Here is a 20,824-nt window from a genome sequence, read left to right as displayed (position 1 = left end):
TAAACAGAGGGCTGGCGATTAGACCATCACTGAACTACGGGCGTGTTGGTGGATTCAACCATTTGAAAACAACTGTCCATCATGAATTATCCATGATAGGTCAGATGCTCCTGAATTAAATCCAGGAACTGATCGGCATATTTTTCCAGCTTGCGCTGCCCGACACCATTGACAGCCAGCATTTCTCCATAAGAGGTTGGTAAAATTTCAGCCATATCAATTAACGTCGCATCACTGAAGACAACATAAGGTGGAATGTCATCTTCATCAGCAATGGATTTTCGTAGTTTCCGAAGCTTGGCAAACAGCTGGCGATCATAATGTTTACTGGCCAGCTTCTCTGATTTAGAAGCCCGGTTTGCCATATCCAGCCGGGGAACGGCCAATTCAAGCTCAACCTCTCCGCGCAGCAGTGGGCGTGCTTCTTCAGTCAGTTGCAAGGTTGAGTTCCGGGTAATGTTCTGCTGCAGAAGACCTTTGTGAATCAGTTGCCTGAAAATACTGACCCAGTAATCATGACTGTGATCGCGGCCAATCCCATAAGTCGAAAGCTTATCGTGCCCGTTTTCCCGGATACGGCTGGTCTGCATTCCCCGCAACACTTCAACCACATAACCAATCCCAAACCCCTGATTCACCCGGTAAACACAGGACAAAGCTTTCTGTGCCGCTTCCGTTGCATCAAAATGCTTCGGTGGATCTAAGCAAACATCGCAATTTCCACAGGGTTCCGGCCGGAATTCCCCAAAATAATTCAGCAAGACCTGACGTCGGCACGTCTGAGCTTCTGCAAATGCCGTCATTGCATTGAGCTTATGAGCTTCCACCAACTTTTGCTGACCTTCCGGTTTCTCATCCAGCATCCGTCGCAACCAGTTGATATCAGACGGGTCATAGAGCATCAGAGCTTCAGCCGGTAATCCATCCCTGCCCGCACGTCCGGTTTCCTGATAGTAGGATTCGATATTACGGGGAATATCAAAATGCATCACAAAACGAACATTCGATTTATTAATCCCCATCCCAAATGCCACGGTCGCAACCACAATTTGAATATCATCCCGCTGAAAGGCTTCCTGAACATAAGTCCGCTCATCCACATCCATCCCGGCATGGTATCCCGCAGCCCGGTAATGGTTCTGACACAGCTTTTCCGTCAGCATTTCAACTTTCTTCCGGCTGCCACAATAAATAATGCCGCACTGCCCTTTTTGTGTGCCGAGAAAACGAATCACCTGAGAAACCGGTTTATGCTTTTCAACCAGCGTATAGCGGATATTAGGCCGGTCAAAACTCCCCAGATATGTATAGGGTTGATTCAGATTCAAACGCTGACAAATATCCTGACGGGTTGCCTCATCAGCAGTCGCTGTTAGTGCAATAAATGGTACCTGAGGAAAAGATTGCCTGAGTTGCCCCAAAGCCGCATATTCAGGCCTGAAATCGTGTCCCCACTGCGAAATACAGTGCGCTTCATCCACAGCAACCAGAGCAAGGTTGAGGTGATGCAGCCGTTCCATAAAATCAGTCATCAACACCCGTTCAGGCGACACATACAATAATTTCAGTGTCCCGTGGGCGATTTGTTGATACACCTGCATCAGCGCGTCTTTTGTCATTGATGAATTCACACAGGCAGCGGCCACGCCATTGGCAACCAGTTGATCGACCTGATCTTTCATCAGAGATATCAACGGCGATATCACCAGAGTCAGGCCTTCTCCAGCAATTGCCGGAATCTGATAACAGAGCGACTTTCCGCCACCCGTTGGCATAATCACCAGACAATCCCGCTGCTGCTGCACGGCTTCGATCACACCGGCCTGACCCGCACGGAAAGACTGATAGCCAAATACAGTCTGTAATACCAGTTGAGGTGACTGGGTATTCAGGTCATCAGATTCGGGGATCATCGCTGCTGTCATGGCATTCTCAGAATACAGGTTATAGAAGAGATTTAGCAGGCTATTCTAGAGAGGTTATGGCCGGATGAAAACCATAATTTATATGACGTCGTACGAAGAAAACAATTCACGTTACCATTCAGCCAGCAATCAAACAGACTAACACAGCCCCAACAACAGCAGACAGATCTCCGTCTGAATGGCAACAAAACGACTGAATCACTCAGAAATTGTAACCCACGTAAAAACCATACATCCTGTACTCGTTTTTACCGCCATTGGTTGTCTTATAATGGCGCCCGTAAGCCGCAACACTGACCTGAAGTAACGACAATTCAACCCCGACTTCCGGATATGCGCCGAGTACATAATCACTTTCACAATCAGGCGAGCTTTCATCTTCACAATCTTTATGCTCACCAAGGAAAATACCAGCGCCTGCATAAGCTTTGATTGGCCATGTCCCGGTTGTCAGATGTGCGCCAATATTGAATCCATTATAAACCGTGTCATTATCACCAAACCACATTAATGCAGCATTGGCATCAACAAACCGGTAAGCCGGGCCTCTCACCCCAATTTCAATGACACCACTTTGATTCAGTTCTTCCTGAAGTACACCAAAATAAAAAGTTCCGGGCGGTGTTGTCTCAGCGATCGCATGACCGCTCAAACTGCACATCCCCAGCAACATTAACCACCACTGGTTTCTCATCAGCTTTCCCTTATTGAATCTTGTTTTATCTTTATTCCCTTATCGACAGTAAAGACAAATACATGAATAAAATCATGCAAAAATATGCCATGTCACTCAAGTCTTTGAGAAAATCAGCATAAGCATGCGAATATCCAGCCCGTTGTCTCTGAACGACCAACCTCCAGACATCGCACAGACTGGACAGTCCGGAACAATCATGCTTCAGGAACTGGTCCGTTCAGCGGGTTATCTTTGATGAAAAAAGATACAAAGATGCGGTTTTTAGCTGATATACTGTCGCTGTTTTTTCAAATAGCAGTTCAGAATCAGAGTTTGGTACCATTGTGGAAGACGTAAAATTAGACATTAATGAATTACAAACAGGCTTGTATATCCGTTTACCTGCCAAATGGCACGAACATCCATTCTTATTGAACAGCTTCAAGCTGAAATCACAGGAACAGATAGAAATGATCAGGCATCTGGGCATTTCTCATGTGTTTATCAATCCGAATAAAAGTGACTTTGACCCCCACTTTTCTCCTCCCAAAGCTGATATCGCAGTGCAGCTATCTGAGCCAGATAAGGACAAACTGGACCAGCGGGCACAAGTGATGTGGGAAGAAAAAAAACAGAGAATTGAAAAGGTCAAATCTTACCGGCGTAAAGCACTCCAATGTGAAAAAGATTTCGAACGGTCTTTGTCCCGCACGCGGGCAATTATGAATAAAATCCGCTCTCAACCTCAAAACGCGGCATCTGAAGCCTCTGTGTTAGTCGAAGATATTGTCGAGAAACTTCTGAGTGAAAAAGAAGTGACACTCCACTTTATTAACAGCAGTAGTGACCTTGAAGATATTTACTTTCATTCCCTTAACGTAGCCGTTCTCTCCATGATGGTTGGTAAAGCCAAAGGATACAGCGCTGAGAAAATCAAATTGCTCGCATTTGGATCTCTGTTTCATGACATTGGCAAAGTGAAAGTGCCATCAAAAATCGTCCGGTCAACGCATGCGCTGACAGAGCCTGAGAAAAACTACCTGAAGCAGCATACCCGGTATGGTACTGAAATTGCCGACACCATCGAAAACTTTCCTGAAAGTGCCAAAAAAATCATTGCCCAGCATCATGAAATGGCGGATGGTTCTGGTTACCCTGAGGGATTGAAGGGTGATGAGATCAATGAACTGGCCCAGATCGTTGCATTAACCAATGCATTTGATGTGATGTGTCATGCGCATACGCCTAAAGATAAGAAGATTCCTTACTCTGCTTTGTCTCATTTATACAAGCAGCGGGAACTGTACAATGAAGAAAATCTGAATCTGTTGATAAAGTATATGGGGGTTTATCCGCCGGGCTCTATTGTTCAGTTATCTAACGACCTGATTGGACTGGTTGTTTCAGTCCACTCAAATCAACTGCTTTACCCAAGCGTGCTGATGTATGACCCTTCAGTACCAAGATCACAAGCACCTATCATTGATCTGTCAGAGAAAGAGTCTTTATCGATCGTCACGGTGCTTTCTCCCGGAAAAGTACCGGAAAAAGTGCTCGAATACCTGAACCCACGCTCACGGATCTCCTACTTCTTTGATAAGGAAGAGTAATTTCAGTCACGGTTCTCCCTGAATCGTGCTGACCATCAAAACAAAGAAAGGTCCACCGGTCTCTGCTCTGTTATTATTAAGAAACTCTGTTTTTATTAAGAAACTCTCATTTTCAGCGCATCAATTATCCGGATCGCTCAGCAGTGACTATGCTTTAAAAACCGGAAACATCTTTGATATTTATCGAAACGTCCGGAAATTCGCCAACTCATTTTTATACAGAGTCATCAATATATTGTGGATAGTATTAAAATAAATTCGAATCGCTTGCAGCCCGGTTTATATATCCGGCTGCCGGTAAAATGGAACGATCATCCTTTTTTACTGAACAGTTTTAAGCTGAAAACCCAGGAGCAGATAGAAATTATCAAACACCTGGGAATTTCGTTCGTCTATCTTTATCCGGATAAAAGTGATAACCAGCCGCTACCACCTCCGGTGGCACAGGAAACAACCACGGAAGACGAACCTGAAGAAAAGCCGGAAAAACATCAGCTCAGTGATGAAGCACAAAAATTATGGGATGAAAAACAGCAGCGGATAGAGAAGCTGAACGCATATCGCCGACGGGTGACCCGGTGCGAAAAAGAGTTTAACCGCTCATTAGCTCATCTCAGGGCCATCATGAATAAAATCAGGAATCGCCCGGAAGATGCCGCCGGAGAAGCCACTAAACTAGTTGATCACATCACATCAACGCTCCTGAATGAAGAAGATGTGACGCTGCACCTGATTAATAATAAGAGCCAGGAAACAGAGGATATCTATTTTCATTCTCTGAATGTGGCGGTTCTGTCCATTATTGTGGGTAAAGCCAAAGGCTATGATGTCTCTAAAATCAAGCAACTGGCTATGGCATCACTGTTCCATGATATTGGTAAGGTGAAAGTACCCCGCACCATTTTGAAAAAACAATCGCCCTTAACAGAACCGGAGAAGAACTATCTGAAACAACACACGCGTTATGGTGTTGAAATCGCTGAAACTATCGAAGGATTACCGGAAGAAGCCATTATTATTATTGCTCAGCACCATGAAATGATGGACGGTTCCGGCTATCCGGAAGGAATAAAAGGTGATCAAATTGATGAACTGGCACAGATCGTCGCTCTCACCAATGCTTTTGACAGCCTGTGCCACTCAAATATCACCGGTGATCAGAAAATTCCGTATGCCGCACTGTCCTATTTGTATAAGCAAAAGCATCTCTACAATAATGAAAACCTGAATATTTTGATCAAATATATGGGGGTTTACCCTCCCGGCTCTTTGGTTGAATTATCAAACGGTATGACTGGTTTGGTTATTTCAGTCAACTCAAACCAGCTATTGCATCCCAGTGTACTGGTTTACGATGCTTCTGTTCCGAGAAACCAGGCACCCATTATCGATTTATCAGACAGAGAAGATCTCACTGTAGTGTCAGTTGTCACTCCCGGAAAAATCCCGGAAAAAGTCCTAGAATATCTGAATCCCTGCGCCCGGGTGTCCTATTACATTGATTCAGGTGATTAATCCAGACTAACTCATTGAAATATAATTTCAATTCATCTCTTATCTATTTCGGCATAACCTGAAACATTGTCGTTCAGGTCATGCCGGATATGAGTTTTTTTAGTCAGATGAAGGTGTTATTTTAGTCACACTATCAGTTTGCCTATTTGACAGAACAAAAACATGAATGAAGACCAGCAGGCCAGACAAGGCGTCATTTTCGCGATCAGTGCTTATCTGATGTGGGGAATCGCGCCAATCTATTTCAAAACAATCCAACATGTACCTCCCACAGAAATTCTCTGTCACCGTGTCATCTGGTCGTTTGTATTCCTTGGCATTCTGATTCATGCCGGTAAACAGTGGCTGAATGTCCGGTTTATTTTTAATAACAGGAAACAGTTGCTGTTCTTAACAGCCACTTCGTTTCTGGTCGGTTCCAACTGGCTGCTGTTTATCTGGTCCGTCAATAACGATCATATGCTGGATGCCAGCCTCGGTTATTTTATAAACCCTTTATTCAATGTCTTACTTGGTATGGTTTTTCTGGGCGAACGACTTCGTAAGTTTCAGTGGCTTGCTGTTGCATTGGCGACAACCGGCGTTATGATTCAGATCATTATTTTCGGCTCTATACCTGTTATTGCTTTCGTACTGGCTACAACATTCGGTATTTATGGCCTGTTACGTAAAAAAGTTGCCGTTGATTCACAGACAGGATTATTTATTGAAACCCTGATTCTGCTTCCCATCGCGTTCATTTATCTATTCTTCTTTGCCGATACCTCAACCAGCCATCTGAGCAATAACAGCTGGTCTCTGAACGGACTTCTTTTCCTTGCCGGTATTGTCACAACCCTACCTCTGCTGGCCTTCAACAACGCAGCTACCCGGCTGAAACTCTCAACTTTAGGGTTCTTCCAGTATATTGGCCCAAGTTTGATGTTTTTGCTCGCCATCCTTATTTACGGTGAAGATTTTCGGACAGACAAAGCCATCACTTTTAGTTTTATCTGGTGTGCTCTGCTGATCTTCAGTTTTGAAGGCTTAAACAACCGCCGTAAACAGCGCAGGAAGCAGTGATCATTTTTTACAAGACAAACCGGTTTGATCCATTCATGATATGGCTCTGAGGTCTTCTGTCCTCAGAGCGCTTAAGTATAAATTCAGAATTAAGTATAAATTCTGAAACTTCTCAACACCCGGACAGAGCATGGAAAATATTCAGTATCGTTCGACGGAAATCGAACAAATACGGCTCATTGAGGCGGATTACCAGACTTTTGCTTTTCAGCGCCATTATCATCTGGATATTCATATAGGCCTGATAACACAAGGCGAACAGAAGTATTTTTACCGGGGAGCACAACATCGTGTGGGCCAGTCTCAGATCAGTGTGATTCTGCCGGATGAAGTTCATGACGGCGAAGCGGCCGCAAACCAATACAGCGTCAATGTCTTTTCAATACACCCTGACTGGTTCAGTCAATATTTCCCGGTGCGCCCTGCTTCACAACAGTTATTAAGCTTTAAACAGTCTGTGATAGATGATCCGGTTGTGTTTAATCAGCTGTGCATACTGCATCAAAAACTCAGACAGAAAAATTTATCCCGGCTGGCGAGAGATTGTCTGCCACATGATGGATTCTCTACCTTGTTGAATCGCTACGGGCAGTTGCGTTCAACAGCACCTGTTGCGCTCGGCAATCACTCTCTCGATAAAATCCGGGACTTTATGCTCTCTCATTTAGATCAACCGGTCAGGCTGCAGACTTTGGCAGACCTTTGCCATCAGACACCCATTCAGCTGCAACGACAATTTAAAGCCAAAACAGGTTTAACACCCTACGCATGGTTTACCCGGTTAAGACTGGAAAAAGCATTACAGCTGATTCAGTCCGGTATGACGGGAACGGAAGTCGCACACCAGGTTGGCTTTTACGATCAGGCCCATTTTACGAAAGCTTTCAAACGCGCTTATGGTATTCCGCCTTCTGCGGTCAAATCCTGATTCATATTTCATCTGAACCAATAAAAATACCATCAAACAAAGTCACTTTTTTACCAAGTCACTTTTTTACCAAGTCACTTTTTTACCAAGTCACTATTTTACAAGGCAGCAGATGCAGATTTTGTCACAATCTCTCTCACCTTAAATCAGTTCGAATATCAGGCAAAATGAACGAAACACATATTCTCTTCACACTGGCAGGCATCCATTGGGTTGCGTTGATGAGTCCCGGTCCCGATTTTGCGCTTGTCGTCCGTCATACCACCCGACATGGCAGAAAAACCGGACTATACATTGCAGCGGGTCTTTCCGCCGGCATTCTGGCCCACTCAGCCCTCAGTCTGTTGGGAATCAGTCTGTTACTTCATCAACATCACTTATTATTTGCGATGATTCAGCTGGCAGGCGGCAGCTACCTCAGCTGGACCGGCTTAAATATTCTCCGGCAAATATTTTTCAGCCGCCCGCAACCTGATCAGCAACAATTCAGCCAGGAGCCCAAGGCCACATCTGAGATAAAACCAAAACAAATTCACAACAACAAACAAGCATTCATGCAGGGGTTTCTGACAAATATTCTGAATCCTAAAGCGTTGGTTTTCTTTGTCAGCCTGATGTCAGGGCTGATTCCGGCTGACTTTTCAGTTTCAGGGAAATATATGGCTATCCTTCTGCTGTGGGGATTAGCACTCCTCTGGTTTTCTTTACTGGCATGGATTCTTTCCACCCGGCGTATACAGCAAAAAATAACACAGGCAGCACGCTACATTGATAGCTTGTGTGGATTAATATTATCCGCTGCCGGTCTGTTCATTTTATTGAAAGTTGCAGAAGATTTGTTCAATTCAGCCTCATCAGGCGTGATATCTACTCTCATCGATGATCTTTTTTTTCTCGTCATCGTGTAAGAGATCTCTTACAAACAGGTGCGTAAAAAGAGATTTGTCTCGCCGACATCACAACAAAGAACCAACATAACATACTGATAAAAAAGGGATTGAATGTTTTTTAGACTAAGTAATAAACCTATCAGTGTTAATTTACCCGATTGTAGAAAACCTCTCATTCCGTCATATTAACCACATCAGCAGGGAGCTGAATGAAGGGATAAAGAAAGGAATCTGAATCGTTGTACGGAAACAACGTTTAGGGATAATCAGGACAGCCTCAGGATGAGGTCTTTATCAGGATGATAAAGGGATGAATGTACTGACGAGGAAGCGTCGGTAACCAGGATGGTCAAGGACACAGCCAGGCAGGCGATGTAAGGACAAAGCTAAAGGATTTAGCATACTGATCACGGATTTGATGCAGGAAGCATTGATTGTTGCAGGATTGCAGCAGGTAGGAACAGAACCCCGGTGGGCTTACCCCCGGGGTTTTTCTTTATTCTTTATTCTTTATTCGTTACTCAGCGCTGCATTGACCAAAGATTTGCCCCACGGCGCTAATTCTTTACAAACAAAAGTTCTTTACAAACAAAAGTTCTTCACAAACGAATGTTCTTTACAAACGAAAGTACTTCACAAACGAAAGCTCTTCGCAAACTAAAGCACTTCACAAGTCGGTGCTTTATAAGTTCCTTCATAAGAACCCTGAACACCAAATGAAGCGGATTTACCTGTCTCAAGCTGACCATTCCAGCTTGCGTTAGCCGCTTGAACAGACTGTCCATCCACAGTTAAATCAGCATTCCAGAAATTCACCAGCGTTGGTTCTGAGTCATAGTTCAGGCTCACTTTCCAGCCATCAATCGCCGCACCATTGTTTGTTACCGTCACAGCAAGCTGATAGCCACCACTCCACTGATTAGATGTGGTCACATCACAGGTGACTGAACTATCCGTACTGCCGCCGCCATTATCATCATTACCACCGTTGTCGTCATTTCCACCATTATCATCATTACCGCCGTTGTCATTACCACCACTATTTGACGAATCAAACACAGTCGCTGGTTTTGCCGTGGCTTTCAGACCATTGGTGTCATTAATAATCAGGTCGCCCCAGTCGGTCAGGTTATTCAGCTCAAAGTTGTTGGTCATATCAATCAGCTTGGAGTAAGTCGCACCGGAGTTACCAGCCCATGACCACCCCATGTAACCAATGCCTTTTTCTTCAGAGACTTGCATCACTGTTTTTGCAGGGAGTTCTTTACCATCAGATGGATCATCCGCGGCAAATTCACCGATCACCAAAGGCAGTTTGTCATCAGTCAGGAACTGATTCACATAGTTTTTCACACTGTCAGCCGTTGGATAAACACCATACATATGCACACTGAAAACCGTATTTTTCAGTGTATCAGCCGCTGCAACTTCAGGTGCATTCTCAAGCATGACTTTTTCCCAGTCCTGCCCCCAGCTTGGTGCATCAACCATCAGAGTATGTGTAAAACCAGCTTCACGCAGACGTTTGATCGCATCGATATGCCCGTCAATCCAGACTTTTTTATCAACATTATTTCCGATGGGTTCATTACCAATATTAATGATGACGTAATCTTCCTGACCTTTTAAAACATCAGCAATGCTTTCCCAGTAATCGACGGCTTGGTCTAAAGATGAAGCAGCAGACTCCTCGCCATATCCGGTCGTATCATGTACTTCAAGCACTGTAATCATTTTGTGTGCTTTCATCTGTTCGATGATACTTTCAACTTCACCGGCAGACGTTTTATTCCAGCGATCACCACTACTTAAAACAATACGGACTGTATTCGCATTTACACTGGCAATATCTTCAATAGCCTGATTGGTATAGCTGGTATACCAGGTATGTGCGTGGTTCACACCACGAATCACAAATGGATTTCCATTACCATCAAGTAATTGTGTACCAGACACAGAAAAACCAGCCTGACAAGACATAGAAGCACAGGCTAAAAGTGTTGCTAATCCCAGAGTTTTAAGAGGAAATTTCCCTGGAAAGTTCTTAATTTGCATTGTTAGCATTCTCCATTCATACATTGATATGAATCTCTCTCAGATAACCTTCCCGTCCAACAGATCCTCTCAAGATCCAGACTGTCAGAGAGCGACTCAGAACTTTGACGATTAATTTGTACAATAATCGTCCAAAACAAAGTGAAAATAGTGCAATCGGTAACCGATATGATTCATAAATCATAAATATGCAACTATTTACCGATTCAATATAGCAATACTCTTTCACGGATGAATAGCAATCAGCGCAGTTCAGGATGAAAGCTGTTAACCTGATTCCAATTGATGAAAAACGGACCAATAACTTACAAGTAGTTGATAAACATGTTATTTAACTGCCTGATTTAAAGAAAACACTCTCATTGAGTCGCGCTCTGATAAATTTGGCAGAGGTAACATTATTCAGGCTTCCTCTTGGTTACGGCATTGATATAAATAATAGTTATGCTTTAATTTGCACTTCTTTTCTTATGGTTGTGACCGGGCTTCCGGTTTAATCACAGAAGTAAATAAAACCATTCAGGTAATAACATGATAAACAAGCTAAGAACTCTGTTTTTAATGGGCAGTATGAGTTTATTGACAGCCTGTGGCGACCCTTCAATGAATACATCGTCTCCGGAAAAAATGCAGTCATCCGTACAGGAAATTCTGGATGGTCTGAATCCGGCACAAAAAGCGGAATTTACCCACATCATCATTCAGGTATATAAACAAGCCATGGTCAGGTCTTTGAATCAAAATGGCACCCTATCTCTGGAAGATGCAAAAAAAGAAGCCGACCAGAAACTCAACGGTCTCAACGCTGCAGGTGTATTCAGCCTGAGTAAACAATAACAGCCTGAATGAAAATATAAGGAATGCACATTGAAACCTTTCATGTCTAAAAGCTTATGCTTGCTGACCGGACTACTGATGGCTTGTTCCGTCAATGCCGCATCAGAAGTTTCCTCAGATGAAACAGCGCAACAACGGATCGTCACTCAGCTCGTCATCAATGCATTAAATGAGTGTAAATGGTCACTGAAAAGTACAGAAAGACCGATCGCCTATCTCGATCAAAGTAAACGGATTATTCAGTCCAACGAGAAAGCAATCGCACAGTATAAAAAGCTGCGGGATAAAGCGCTTGCAAAAGACCAGTCACTGGTTCAGCAGCAGTGGGGAGATCAAATATCCGGATGCGATACCAGACTTCCGGTCCAACTGGCTAAATATAAACAGCAATATCAGTTAGCCGTACATAAAGAGACGATTGAAAATAAGAGTCAGGCTTATGCGTTTGGTTACGACAAATTGTTTGTTAACCTTCTGCCAACCCTGAATAAGGTACAAAATGGTTACCTGAAACTCTCAGATACTTCTGATGCACTGTTTAAAGTGAAACCAGATCACACAGAGTGCCGGTTTGAAACCGTCATTGATGAACATGCAGTGTATGTTTGTCTGAGTAACTTTGTGATTGCCCTGAAAGAAAATAAGGACACCAAATATATTCAGGGAGCGCCCCTCTCAGGTGGCTATTATATCTTAACCGGCACCACAAACTTCACGACAATTCTGGGTGGGCAAAAACAAGCTTTTACTTTCAAACAGATATCCCCGCTCCCTGCAAATCACGGCGTCTGAATCAATGGAAAATGGCAGCTTCAACTGCCATTTTTTTTGAAACTAATATCCGGCCGGCTGTCTTAGTACAGATAATTCCCCCAACAAAAAACAGAGGCTTATATGTTTAAATATCTGATATTACTGCTCAGCTCTTTATTTTCACTGTCGGCGATGGCTTCACCCGATCCTGCCGCCCTGTTTCAGACCATCAGCCAGCGTCTTAGCTATATGGAAGATGTCGGCTTATATAAAGCGAATCATCATCTACCGATCGAAGACATCAGCCGGGAGGAAGTTGTCCTGAAAAAAGCAGTACAGTCTGCCCGGAAAGCCGGACTAAACGGCAATACCGTCGCGGCTTTCTTTCAATCACAAATCGCCGCGGCGAAAGCCATTCAATATCGTTACCGCGCCGATCTGCTGAATCAGCCGGCTCAGCGTCAGCCACGTGATTTGAAAAAAGTCATCCGCCCAGCGCTGATTCAGCTGGGAAATTCAATCAACACTGAAATGAAACAATACCTTGATCAAAATGGCAGTTTCACAGACAAAGAATGGGCTGAATTTCAGAAAACAGTCACGAATCCATATTTGTCAGCGGCTGATAAAAAAGCGCTTTACCAGGCACTTTCACAAATCAAAATCAATTAAAGAACACCCAAAGCTCCTTCATTTATAAATAATGCGGCAGATGACTCCGGATAAATGCTCTGTCTGCCGCATAGAAATCATTCAGCGGAATGTCATCCGGACGCATCCAGAAAAAAGTTTGCTGACGCACCGGGTCAATGCAAACCGGTTCCGCATCAGAAGCAATATTGATGACCACATAATCAATCATGCCACCATATTCATTGACTGCCTGATAGGTTCCCAATACCTGAGAGGCTTTCAGCCCGGTCTCCTCCCATAATTCCCGGCAGGCCCCCTCTTCACCAGACTCTTCACACTCTACCGAACCGCCGGGAAATTCATACACCATGCCCCGCAAAGAACGATAACGCTGCTGGACCAGCACTTTTCCGGCGCGGATCACCACAGCCATTGCTAAATTTTTCATCATCCTTCTCCCCTTGGCAAAGCCATTGCTTAAATAAAGTTATTTCTTCGATAAATCAATTTTTTCAAATAATTAATTTATAAACAAAGCCATCCTAAATAAAGAAATTCATAAATAAAGCAATGAAGCCTATCAAAAAACCGGCTTTCAGACAGAAAGCCGGTTTTTTCAGTCTCCGTTCAGCCTTATACCGGTGTGGCATAACGAATCCGGCAACCATCCGGGTCACAAACAGAAAATGTTCTGCCAAAATCCATCTCAACAGGTTCCTGAATAATGGTTGCCCCAATCTCTGTACAATGTTCATACTGGCGATCCAGTGCCGGGTGATCACGCACAAACACACAGATTTCATGCAAAGCTCCTGCTGCAGCCACCACATCCGGCTTTACATCACGACGGAGCCACAAACCAACAGACAAAGACGCATTGACCTTAAATGAAGCAAAAGATGCAGAGCACTCTTCAGGCTCACAATTCAGCAGTGCCTGATAAAACTGCCGGCTTTTCATCATATCTTCAACGTATAACACAACCAGATTATTCATAATTTCTCCTGTCTTTTTCTGTCGGGAAGTGGCAGGAAGAATAAATGGCAATGATGTCAGTTTCTGTCAGTAGCGGGTCTCTCTCTCCGTGACGCCTTCCTGTTGCTGCCAGCTTTTCAGTAATTCCCGCTGACTTCTGAGATATTTTTCTCCGGTGGTTTTGAAAAACTGCATTCTGTCGATCCGGAAATGCCGGAATGCATTCCGGCTTTCACACCATGCCGTCAGAATATAGCAACGTTCAAAAAAGCCGATTAATACAGGCCAGATTCTTCGCGTCGTCTGCTTTCCTTTCTCGTCGGTGTAACAAATTTCAGCCACAGACTCATGGCGGATTGCCTGCCGGATATCGGTTAAATCAACCTGAAACTCAGACAAGCCGCACACCGGAACAACCCGGGTCACTTCCTTGCTGAGCTGATACTTCAGTTTATCCGGCAAAACAGAAGATATTTTGGCAATGGCATTTTGAGCGGCCTCACTCATATTCTCATCGGCACGTTGCATCACCCATTCAGCGCCAAGTAACAGTACTTCCAGCTCATCCTGACTAAACATCAGCGGAGGCAGCATAAAGCTGGGTTTCAGGATATAACCGATCCCCGCTTCTCCTTCAATTTCAGCCCCCTGAGACTGTAAAGTCGCAATATCCCGGTAGACAGTCCGGACGCTCACATCCAGTTCAGAAGCAAGATAAGCCGCGGCAACCGGATACTGATGACGACGGAGCAGCTGGAGCAAATCAAATAATCGTTGTGTTCGGGACACAGGCAGCACCACTTTCAGTCAATGAAATCGCCCTTTATTCTATCCGAACTATCTGAAGAATCCGAACGATCTGAAGAATCTAAGCCACCAGCATCAGGCCGGTTCACTTCCATAAAAGCGCTTCACGGGAGAGCAGGTAATCGACCGAACGTATCAGATGACGCTGATACAGCGTTTCAACATGTCTCACAACAGAGCGATCAACCTTCCGGGCCTTCATCATCATCAATGCAACCGATAAATCATGGGTATCACCCAAATGATCCTGAATCTGTTTCAGTATGCCGGCCTGATCAGCCATTGATTCTCTGACAGTCATATGCCCTCCGGCGGCAGTCTCCAGTTCAACGTGATAGCGGAATTTTTTCAGCACGATCCGGGCTTGATGAAACCGTTCATTGTGTTTTTTTAATTCCGAAACTGACTGGCGTAGCTTTTCTTCAAGCTGAGTATGTAATGTATGAAGTGTTTCCCTGAACAAGGCCTTATCACACGAAAAATGTTTCATCTTACGAGAGAAAAACCGGGTCGATTCCGGCAAATTCATGGCTGTTACCGTCGGCACAATCTCTTTATCAAGACGTGCTTTTTCCTCATAAAGTGAATCTGTGTAAGATTGTTTGGCGTGTTTCGGCCATGAACGGGATTGTTGCAATGAAGATGTCAGGCGAATCTGCACTTCCAGATCCCGGGGTGCCGAAAGTGCTTTCAAAACGTTTTTACATTGCTGTTGATGGTACTTCAGCCGGGTCACGACCTGGCGCTCATCTTCAAGGCGAATCAACACCTTGATCAGCGGCATCAACCTGCGTATCGATACCCGGAGATCGTGCACGGTCTCTTTGCCACACTGATAAGTGGTGAATTCCCGGTGGCTCTGATTCATCACGCTGATAATTTGAAGTGTATGTTGCCTGAATTTTCTGATTGCCATTAAACTTCACAGTCCATCCCGAAGCGTGTTGATACAGCGCTGAATCCTGCATCATCAGGTCATTTGAGTATAATTATATGCAGACCAGCCCGATAATGCGTAAGCCGGATCGAAAAGAACGTGAATTCGCCGTATCGGCCAAACAAAATCCAGCTCTCAATTCATCAAGGATTCTCATCATATTTATCAGTCAGTCAGCTATAGTTATTAAAAACAACAATTAAAGATAAAAAACTCAACAACCGTTTTTTTAATGATATTTCATTTTTGTTCAATAACATGGAGTATTGATGATGACAGAGAAATCGCTGATATACGGGGCCACCCGCAGATTATTCACTCTTATTCCACTTCTGCTGCTTTTTTTTGCGGGTTATAGTCAGGCAAAGCTGATCGCCGTCGCCGTCAGCAATGAAGACAACTTCCGGAATCTCATCACAAACAGCATTGAAAAAACCGCCGATGTCTATGGGGATGACACCTATATTGACTCTGCTGGCGGAGATTTTAAAACCCAATACCAGCAAGTGAAGCAATATGTTGAAACCGGCGTTGATGCAATCATCATCCTTGCAGCGGGTACACCGGAGCAAAATAAAACCTTAATGCCCTTTGCCAAACAGGTCCCGCTCATTTTTGTCAACGCTGAACCACTGAAAGATCTCAATGAGTTACCGGCAAATACACTCTATGTCGGCTCCAATGAAGAACAGTCCGGCACCATGCAGATGGAAGAGCTGGCTCGTCTTGCAGGCTATAAAGGCAAAGTAGCGATGCTCAGAGGCGTTGATAAACATCAGGCAGCCATCATGCGGACTCAGGATGTGAAGAATGTACTGGCGAAATATCCTGAGATGAAACTGGTTAAAAACGAGACTGGTAACTGGCAGCGGAATGAAGCCTACAAGATTGTCACCGGATGGCTGAAAGACAATGTCGACTTCAATATTCTGGTTGCCAATAATGACGAAATGGCGATTGGTGCAATCATGGCCATGAAAGATGCCGGAAAAAATCCAAAAGATTATCTGATTGGCGGCATCGATGCTACACAGGATGCCTTAAAAGAAATGGAGGCAGGCACCCTTGATGTGACCGTGCTTCAGGATGCAGTCATGCAGGGAAAAGCAGCAGTTGGAGCAGGCTACCAACTGATTAACAAAATACCGCTTGATAAAACCCTGTGGATTCCGTTTCGTCTGGTCACGCCAGACAACTACAAAAAATATCTGAAAAAATAGGAGAGAACACGATGTCTTTAGTTCAAAGAGTAATTAGTGGCTTTTCTATTCTCGTACTTGCTCTGTTGATTCTGGTTTTTATCAGTTACACATCAGTGAACCAAATACAGGAAGATTTGGCCTCGATAACAGAAGATTCCCTGCCCGTCGCACAACATGCGAACGATATTAAAATTAACATGCTGCAGCAACATCAGAAAATGTTATCGGTATTCAGTACCAAGGACCCGGAGCAGGTCAACCAGCTTGAAAGCAGTTTCCGGTCAATTGATCAGCAAATTTCACAAACAATTGATGCCCTGCCGAAAAAGGTGATTGAACGTAATCAAAAACTGGCCGAAGAGCTGAACGTTGTCCAGACCTACCGAAATAGTTATGTGAAAGATGCTTCCACCATCATTGACCTGCGGCGGCAACTCATAGAAACAGACAAGAAAATTAATGCGCAGCAACAAATCGTCAGTAATATCGAAAGACGCCTGTCATACTATCTGACAAAATATTCCAGCCCGCTTTTTAACAACCCGGAATTCAGATTAACCATTACCGGGTTACAACGCGAAACAAAAAGAATCTTCTCTGCGTTTAACAGCCATCTGGTAAAGCGTGACCTCAACAAGCTAAAAAATAGCATTGAGGGAATGAATAATGTGATAAATCAGCGCTTTACAGCAATAAAAACTTATAACACTGACAAAGGAAAGCTGTTCAGTATCATGCTTAATCCGCTTCTCAAACAGCTGAGCCATCCTGATGGTTTATATCAACTTTATCAGGCTGAAGATGAAATTCTGAAAAAAACAGCGGCTTTACTGGATAAAACCGAGAACAACACCACGCAACTACTCAATTCCGTGAATTCATTCGTCAGCGAAACCCAAAACATGGTGATGAAGGCACAGGAAGAGACCAACTCAGGTATCAGCCTGATCAAAAAAACGACACTGGCGATCAGCAGTATCATTGTCATTGTCGCTATCCTGATCCCACTCTGGCTTGCAGGCTGGATTAAGAAAGCTTTATCGGATTTCCGTGAAGCGCTGCTGAAGATCACCCGGGGAGATTTACGGGTTGAATTTAACCAGTCAACCAAAGATGAGTTCGGTGAATTAGGAGGCTACCTCAACGGACTGACCGGAAACCTGAGAACGACATTTTCTTCCCTGACAGAATCCGCCGGCAGACTCACTGAAGTTGCGGCACGTAACGCAGACATCAGTGATAAATCAACAACAGCAGTGAACCAACAGCGTCAGCTGCTGGAAACAACCGCCTCAGCAATGACAGAAATGGAGTGTTCTGTCGGTGAAGTGGCACAACGGGCACAAGACACGATGATGGCAGCTGAGCAGGCAAACGAACAAATGAATGATGTCAGCCAAAGCATTAAACAAGCCATTCATAACATCAAGGAACAGGCAGAACAGATAGAAAAGGCATCAGAAACATCCATTGAGCTCAATGATTACGGACAAAAAATCGACACCATCATCGAGACCATTCAGGACATTGCCGAACAAACGAACCTGCTGGCTCTGAATGCCGCCATTGAAGCAGCACGGGCTGGTGAACAAGGGCGTGGGTTTGCCGTGGTTGCAGATGAAGTCCGCTCTCTGGCCAGCCGGACTAAAAAGTCGACTGAAGAAATTCAGAATATGATTGAGATAATGCAAAAGCTGATTCAGGCCGTGGTTCATGTCATTAAGCTCAATGTTGAGCGCAATGAAAGCAATATTGAGGTGGCAGAAAAAGCAGATACCGGTCTGCGTCAGATGAGTGATGTGATGGGGCAGATTGTCGAAATGAACATGCAGATTGCAACCGCAACGGAAGAGCAAAGTTCAACCGCCAGAGAAATCAGTGCCAGCGTCGTTCATATCAGTGATTCCGCAGAAGAAACCGCTCAGGGCGCAAGAGAAAATGCCGAATCCAGCCATACGCTGCGTGAACAGTCCAAACACCAGCAAGAGCTGATAGATAAGTACACCGTCTGAACTGGGTATATTTTTCGTTCATTGAATCCGGGCAACATTTTGCCCGGATTTTTATCTCTGCAGGACCAAACCTGATCTGACAATATTTAGTATGAGCTAGTACATATCAACAGCCAAAAGGCTGCTGGTTTGATTTATCCTTTCACGCACACCACCTGTTTTAAGGTATGAACCACTTCAACCAAATCACGCTGCGCCGCCATGACTTGATCGATGTTTTTATACGCATGGGGAATCTCATCAATCACCGCTTCATCCTTTCTGCATTCCACGCCTTCGGTTGCCGCAATCTGATCCTGAATGTTGAAAACTTTTTTAGCTTTCGTTCTCGACATCACACGACCGGCGCCGTGACTGCAACTGTTAAAGCTTTCCGGGTTCCCCAACCCGCGAACGATGAAAGAACGTGCTCCCATACTTCCGGGAATAATACCTAACTCGCCTTTTTCAGCCCGGACAGCACCCTTGCGGGTCACATAACAGTCTTTTCCGAAATGATGCTCGCGGGAGATATAGTTATGATGACAATTCACGGCCAGATCTGCGGTTTCAAACGCGACCGGAATCTCTTTTCGCAGCGCATGAATCGCATTAAACATCATAATTTCACGGTTCTTCGCGGCAAAATCCTGAGCCCATTCAACGGCTTCAACATAATCATCAAAATATTCACTCCCTTCGGATAAATACGCCAGGTCCATATCCGGCAGATGAATCTGATGTCGTTCCATCTCTTTCTTTGCCAGTTCGATAAAATAAGACCCGATCCGGTTCCCTACGCCCCGGCTTCCGGAGTGCAGCATAATCCAGACACCATCATGCTCATCCAGACATAGTTCCAGAAAATGATTCCCGGTTCCCATCGTTCCCAGATGGTTCACATGATTACTTTTGCGGATGGCCGGATGTTTTTCACAAATGCGCTCAAACCGGGCTTCCAGTTTCTGCCACTCTCCTGCCACCAGTCCGGGAATATTTCCCCACGCCCCGCGGTCACGACGTCCGCGACCAACCGTCCTTCCATGCGGAATCGCCGCTTCAAAAGCATGACGGATACCAACAAGGTTATCCGGCAGCTGGCTGGCCGTCAGAGAGGTTTTGGTTGCCACCATGCCACAACCAATATCCACACCGACAGCGGCGGGAATCACCGCTTCAACCGAAGGAATGACACTACCAATCGTCGCCCCTTTCCCCATATGGACATCCGGCATCACCGCGATATGAGAATGCACCAGATTCATTGACGCAATGCGTTCCAGTTGTTGTTGTGCTTTATCTTCGAAAGGGACACCTTTCGTCCATGCTTTGATTGGTGTTCTGTTGTCGTTTTCAATTAAATTAAAATTCTTTTCACACATATTGTTTATCCTTTTCTGCCTGTTTCCCCTGATTGGTTTTTCATTTTCATTGGCAGCACATCGTCTGCTCAGGGAAATCAGATATAAAAACTAACGCGGGCTTCCAGCAGATCAAGGCCACCATCAGGACAATGCATCCGCTGCTGTTTCTCTTTCCCGGCACCATTCATCCCGGCCTGATATACCAGCCATAAAACATCCGGGTCGATGTCAATCTCCTCACGGACAGGAACCCGTTCCAGACGAATGTTCTCCATGCTTTTCCCGATAAAGCAGGGTTGGCCCGGTTTGAGAATCCGGCTCATCATGTTATCCACATACAACAATCCGATTTCATTGTGCTGTAGCGAGTATGACGCGATATAAGGCAATAGTGCCTGCCGGTGTTTCGCCAGCAGCCCAGCCTGCCAGCCATCTGTATACAATTTGTCAGTCTCAATTGTGATAATCTCTGACGTTTCATTCATTTCCCGCAGCGCATAAGTACCGGGGGTGAATACCTTGAATAATTTCCGCGCTTGCATCACCAGCGCAATTTGATTGTTCTTTACTGTTATTGTTTTTGTCTTCATGTTGTTTTACCTAGCGTTGTCGTCTTATCTTTCTATGAAAAAACGGCATGAAAAGACGACATGAAACTTATTGT

The 20,824-nt window shown here is 44.6% G+C and carries 19 protein-coding genes; 10 read left to right on the top strand and 9 right to left on the bottom strand.

Annotated features, from left to right (window positions below):
* Positions 1–86 precede the first annotated feature (86 nt).
* The gene (recQ, locus tag OCV29_RS00640) at positions 87–1,925 is read right to left on the bottom strand and encodes an ATP-dependent DNA helicase RecQ (RefSeq protein ID WP_073605206.1); all 1,839 of its coding nucleotides are present in this window, start codon (positions 1,923–1,925) and stop codon (positions 87–89) included.
* Positions 1,926–2,127: 202 nt separating this feature from the next.
* Positions 2,128–2,619 (bottom strand): hypothetical protein, encoded by a 492-nt coding sequence (locus tag OCV29_RS00635; protein ID WP_073605207.1) that lies wholly within the window; start codon positions 2,617–2,619, stop codon positions 2,128–2,130.
* Between the two features lie 326 nt (positions 2,620–2,945).
* On the opposite strand from OCV29_RS00635, the gene OCV29_RS00630 reads away from it, so the two are divergent.
* From OCV29_RS00630 to OCV29_RS00610, 5 genes are all read left to right on the top strand, one after another.
* Complete coding sequence (locus OCV29_RS00630; protein WP_073605208.1) at positions 2,946–4,211, top strand: HD-GYP domain-containing protein; 1,266 nt, start codon at positions 2,946–2,948, stop codon at positions 4,209–4,211.
* Between the two features lie 237 nt (positions 4,212–4,448).
* Positions 4,449–5,726 (top strand): HD-GYP domain-containing protein, encoded by a 1,278-nt coding sequence (locus OCV29_RS00625; protein ID WP_073605210.1) that lies wholly within the window; start codon positions 4,449–4,451, stop codon positions 5,724–5,726.
* A gap of 162 nt (positions 5,727–5,888) precedes the next feature.
* Positions 5,889–6,788, top strand: coding sequence for an EamA family transporter RarD (gene rarD, locus OCV29_RS00620; protein WP_073605211.1), 900 nt, complete (start codon positions 5,889–5,891; stop codon positions 6,786–6,788).
* Between the two features lie 130 nt (positions 6,789–6,918).
* A complete protein-coding gene (locus OCV29_RS00615) occupies positions 6,919–7,716 on the top strand; it encodes an AraC family transcriptional regulator (RefSeq protein ID WP_073605212.1) in 798 nt (265 codons plus the stop codon).
* Between the two features lie 167 nt (positions 7,717–7,883).
* Positions 7,884–8,624 carry a LysE family translocator gene (locus OCV29_RS00610; protein WP_073605213.1) on the top strand — a complete coding sequence of 247 codons (741 nt, stop codon included), beginning with the start codon at positions 7,884–7,886 and terminating at the stop codon, positions 8,622–8,624.
* Positions 8,625–9,263: 639 nt separating this feature from the next.
* On the opposite strand, the gene OCV29_RS00605 is transcribed toward OCV29_RS00610, so the two are convergent.
* Positions 9,264–10,661, bottom strand: a complete 1,398-nt coding sequence (locus tag OCV29_RS00605) for a cellulase family glycosylhydrolase (RefSeq protein ID WP_175561591.1) — start codon at positions 10,659–10,661, stop codon at positions 9,264–9,266.
* A 531-nt stretch (positions 10,662–11,192) separates the two neighbouring features.
* Between OCV29_RS00605 and OCV29_RS00600 the strand changes: the two genes are divergently transcribed.
* The 3 genes from OCV29_RS00600 (at position 11,193) to OCV29_RS00590 (ending at position 12,923) form a co-directional block, all read left to right on the top strand.
* A complete protein-coding gene (locus tag OCV29_RS00600; RefSeq protein ID WP_139281663.1) occupies positions 11,193–11,498 on the top strand; it encodes a DUF6694 family lipoprotein in 306 nt (101 codons plus the stop codon).
* 42 nt (positions 11,499–11,540) lie between these two features.
* A complete protein-coding gene (locus OCV29_RS00595; protein WP_073605217.1) occupies positions 11,541–12,290 on the top strand; it encodes a hypothetical protein in 750 nt (249 codons plus the stop codon).
* A 102-nt stretch (positions 12,291–12,392) separates the two neighbouring features.
* Positions 12,393–12,923: a chorismate mutase gene (locus tag OCV29_RS00590; RefSeq protein WP_073605218.1), complete on the top strand. Its 531-nt coding sequence runs from the start codon at positions 12,393–12,395 to the stop codon at positions 12,921–12,923.
* Between the two features lie 22 nt (positions 12,924–12,945).
* Here the strand turns inward: OCV29_RS00590 and OCV29_RS00585 are convergent, their stop codons facing one another.
* The 4 genes from OCV29_RS00585 to OCV29_RS00570 form a co-directional block, all read right to left on the bottom strand.
* Positions 12,946–13,332 carry an NUDIX hydrolase gene (locus tag OCV29_RS00585; RefSeq protein ID WP_073605281.1) on the bottom strand — a complete coding sequence of 129 codons (387 nt, stop codon included), beginning with the start codon at positions 13,330–13,332 and terminating at the stop codon, positions 12,946–12,948.
* 185 nt (positions 13,333–13,517) lie between these two features.
* Complete coding sequence (locus OCV29_RS00580) at positions 13,518–13,880, bottom strand: VOC family protein (protein ID WP_073605219.1); 363 nt, start codon at positions 13,878–13,880, stop codon at positions 13,518–13,520.
* 66 nt (positions 13,881–13,946) lie between these two features.
* Positions 13,947–14,648: a helix-turn-helix transcriptional regulator gene (locus OCV29_RS00575; protein WP_073605282.1), complete on the bottom strand. Its 702-nt coding sequence runs from the start codon at positions 14,646–14,648 to the stop codon at positions 13,947–13,949.
* A 103-nt stretch (positions 14,649–14,751) separates the two neighbouring features.
* Positions 14,752–15,582, bottom strand: coding sequence for a CHAD domain-containing protein (locus tag OCV29_RS00570; protein ID WP_073605220.1), 831 nt, complete (start codon positions 15,580–15,582; stop codon positions 14,752–14,754).
* Positions 15,583–15,872: 290 nt separating this feature from the next.
* On the opposite strand from OCV29_RS00570, the gene OCV29_RS00565 reads away from it, so the two are divergent.
* Positions 15,873–16,823, top strand: a complete 951-nt coding sequence (locus OCV29_RS00565) for a substrate-binding domain-containing protein (RefSeq protein ID WP_261887347.1) — start codon at positions 15,873–15,875, stop codon at positions 16,821–16,823.
* Between the two features lie 11 nt (positions 16,824–16,834).
* Complete coding sequence (locus tag OCV29_RS00560; protein WP_073605221.1) at positions 16,835–18,817, top strand: HAMP domain-containing methyl-accepting chemotaxis protein; 1,983 nt, start codon at positions 16,835–16,837, stop codon at positions 18,815–18,817.
* A 134-nt stretch (positions 18,818–18,951) separates the two neighbouring features.
* Here the strand turns inward: OCV29_RS00560 and OCV29_RS00555 are convergent, their stop codons facing one another.
* Positions 18,952–20,178, bottom strand: a complete 1,227-nt coding sequence (locus OCV29_RS00555) for an RtcB family protein (RefSeq protein ID WP_073605222.1) — start codon at positions 20,176–20,178, stop codon at positions 18,952–18,954.
* A gap of 77 nt (positions 20,179–20,255) precedes the next feature.
* Positions 20,256–20,750 carry a hypothetical protein gene (locus OCV29_RS00550; protein WP_073605223.1) on the bottom strand — a complete coding sequence of 165 codons (495 nt, stop codon included), beginning with the start codon at positions 20,748–20,750 and terminating at the stop codon, positions 20,256–20,258.
* Positions 20,751–20,824 lie beyond the last annotated feature (74 nt).

It is taken from the genome of Vibrio aerogenes (genome assembly GCF_024346755.1).
Taxonomy (GTDB): domain Bacteria; phylum Pseudomonadota; class Gammaproteobacteria; order Enterobacterales; family Vibrionaceae; genus Vibrio; species Vibrio aerogenes.
The sequence above is the reverse complement of the archived record's forward strand: the minus strand, read 5'-3'. Positions and strand labels throughout refer to the sequence as shown.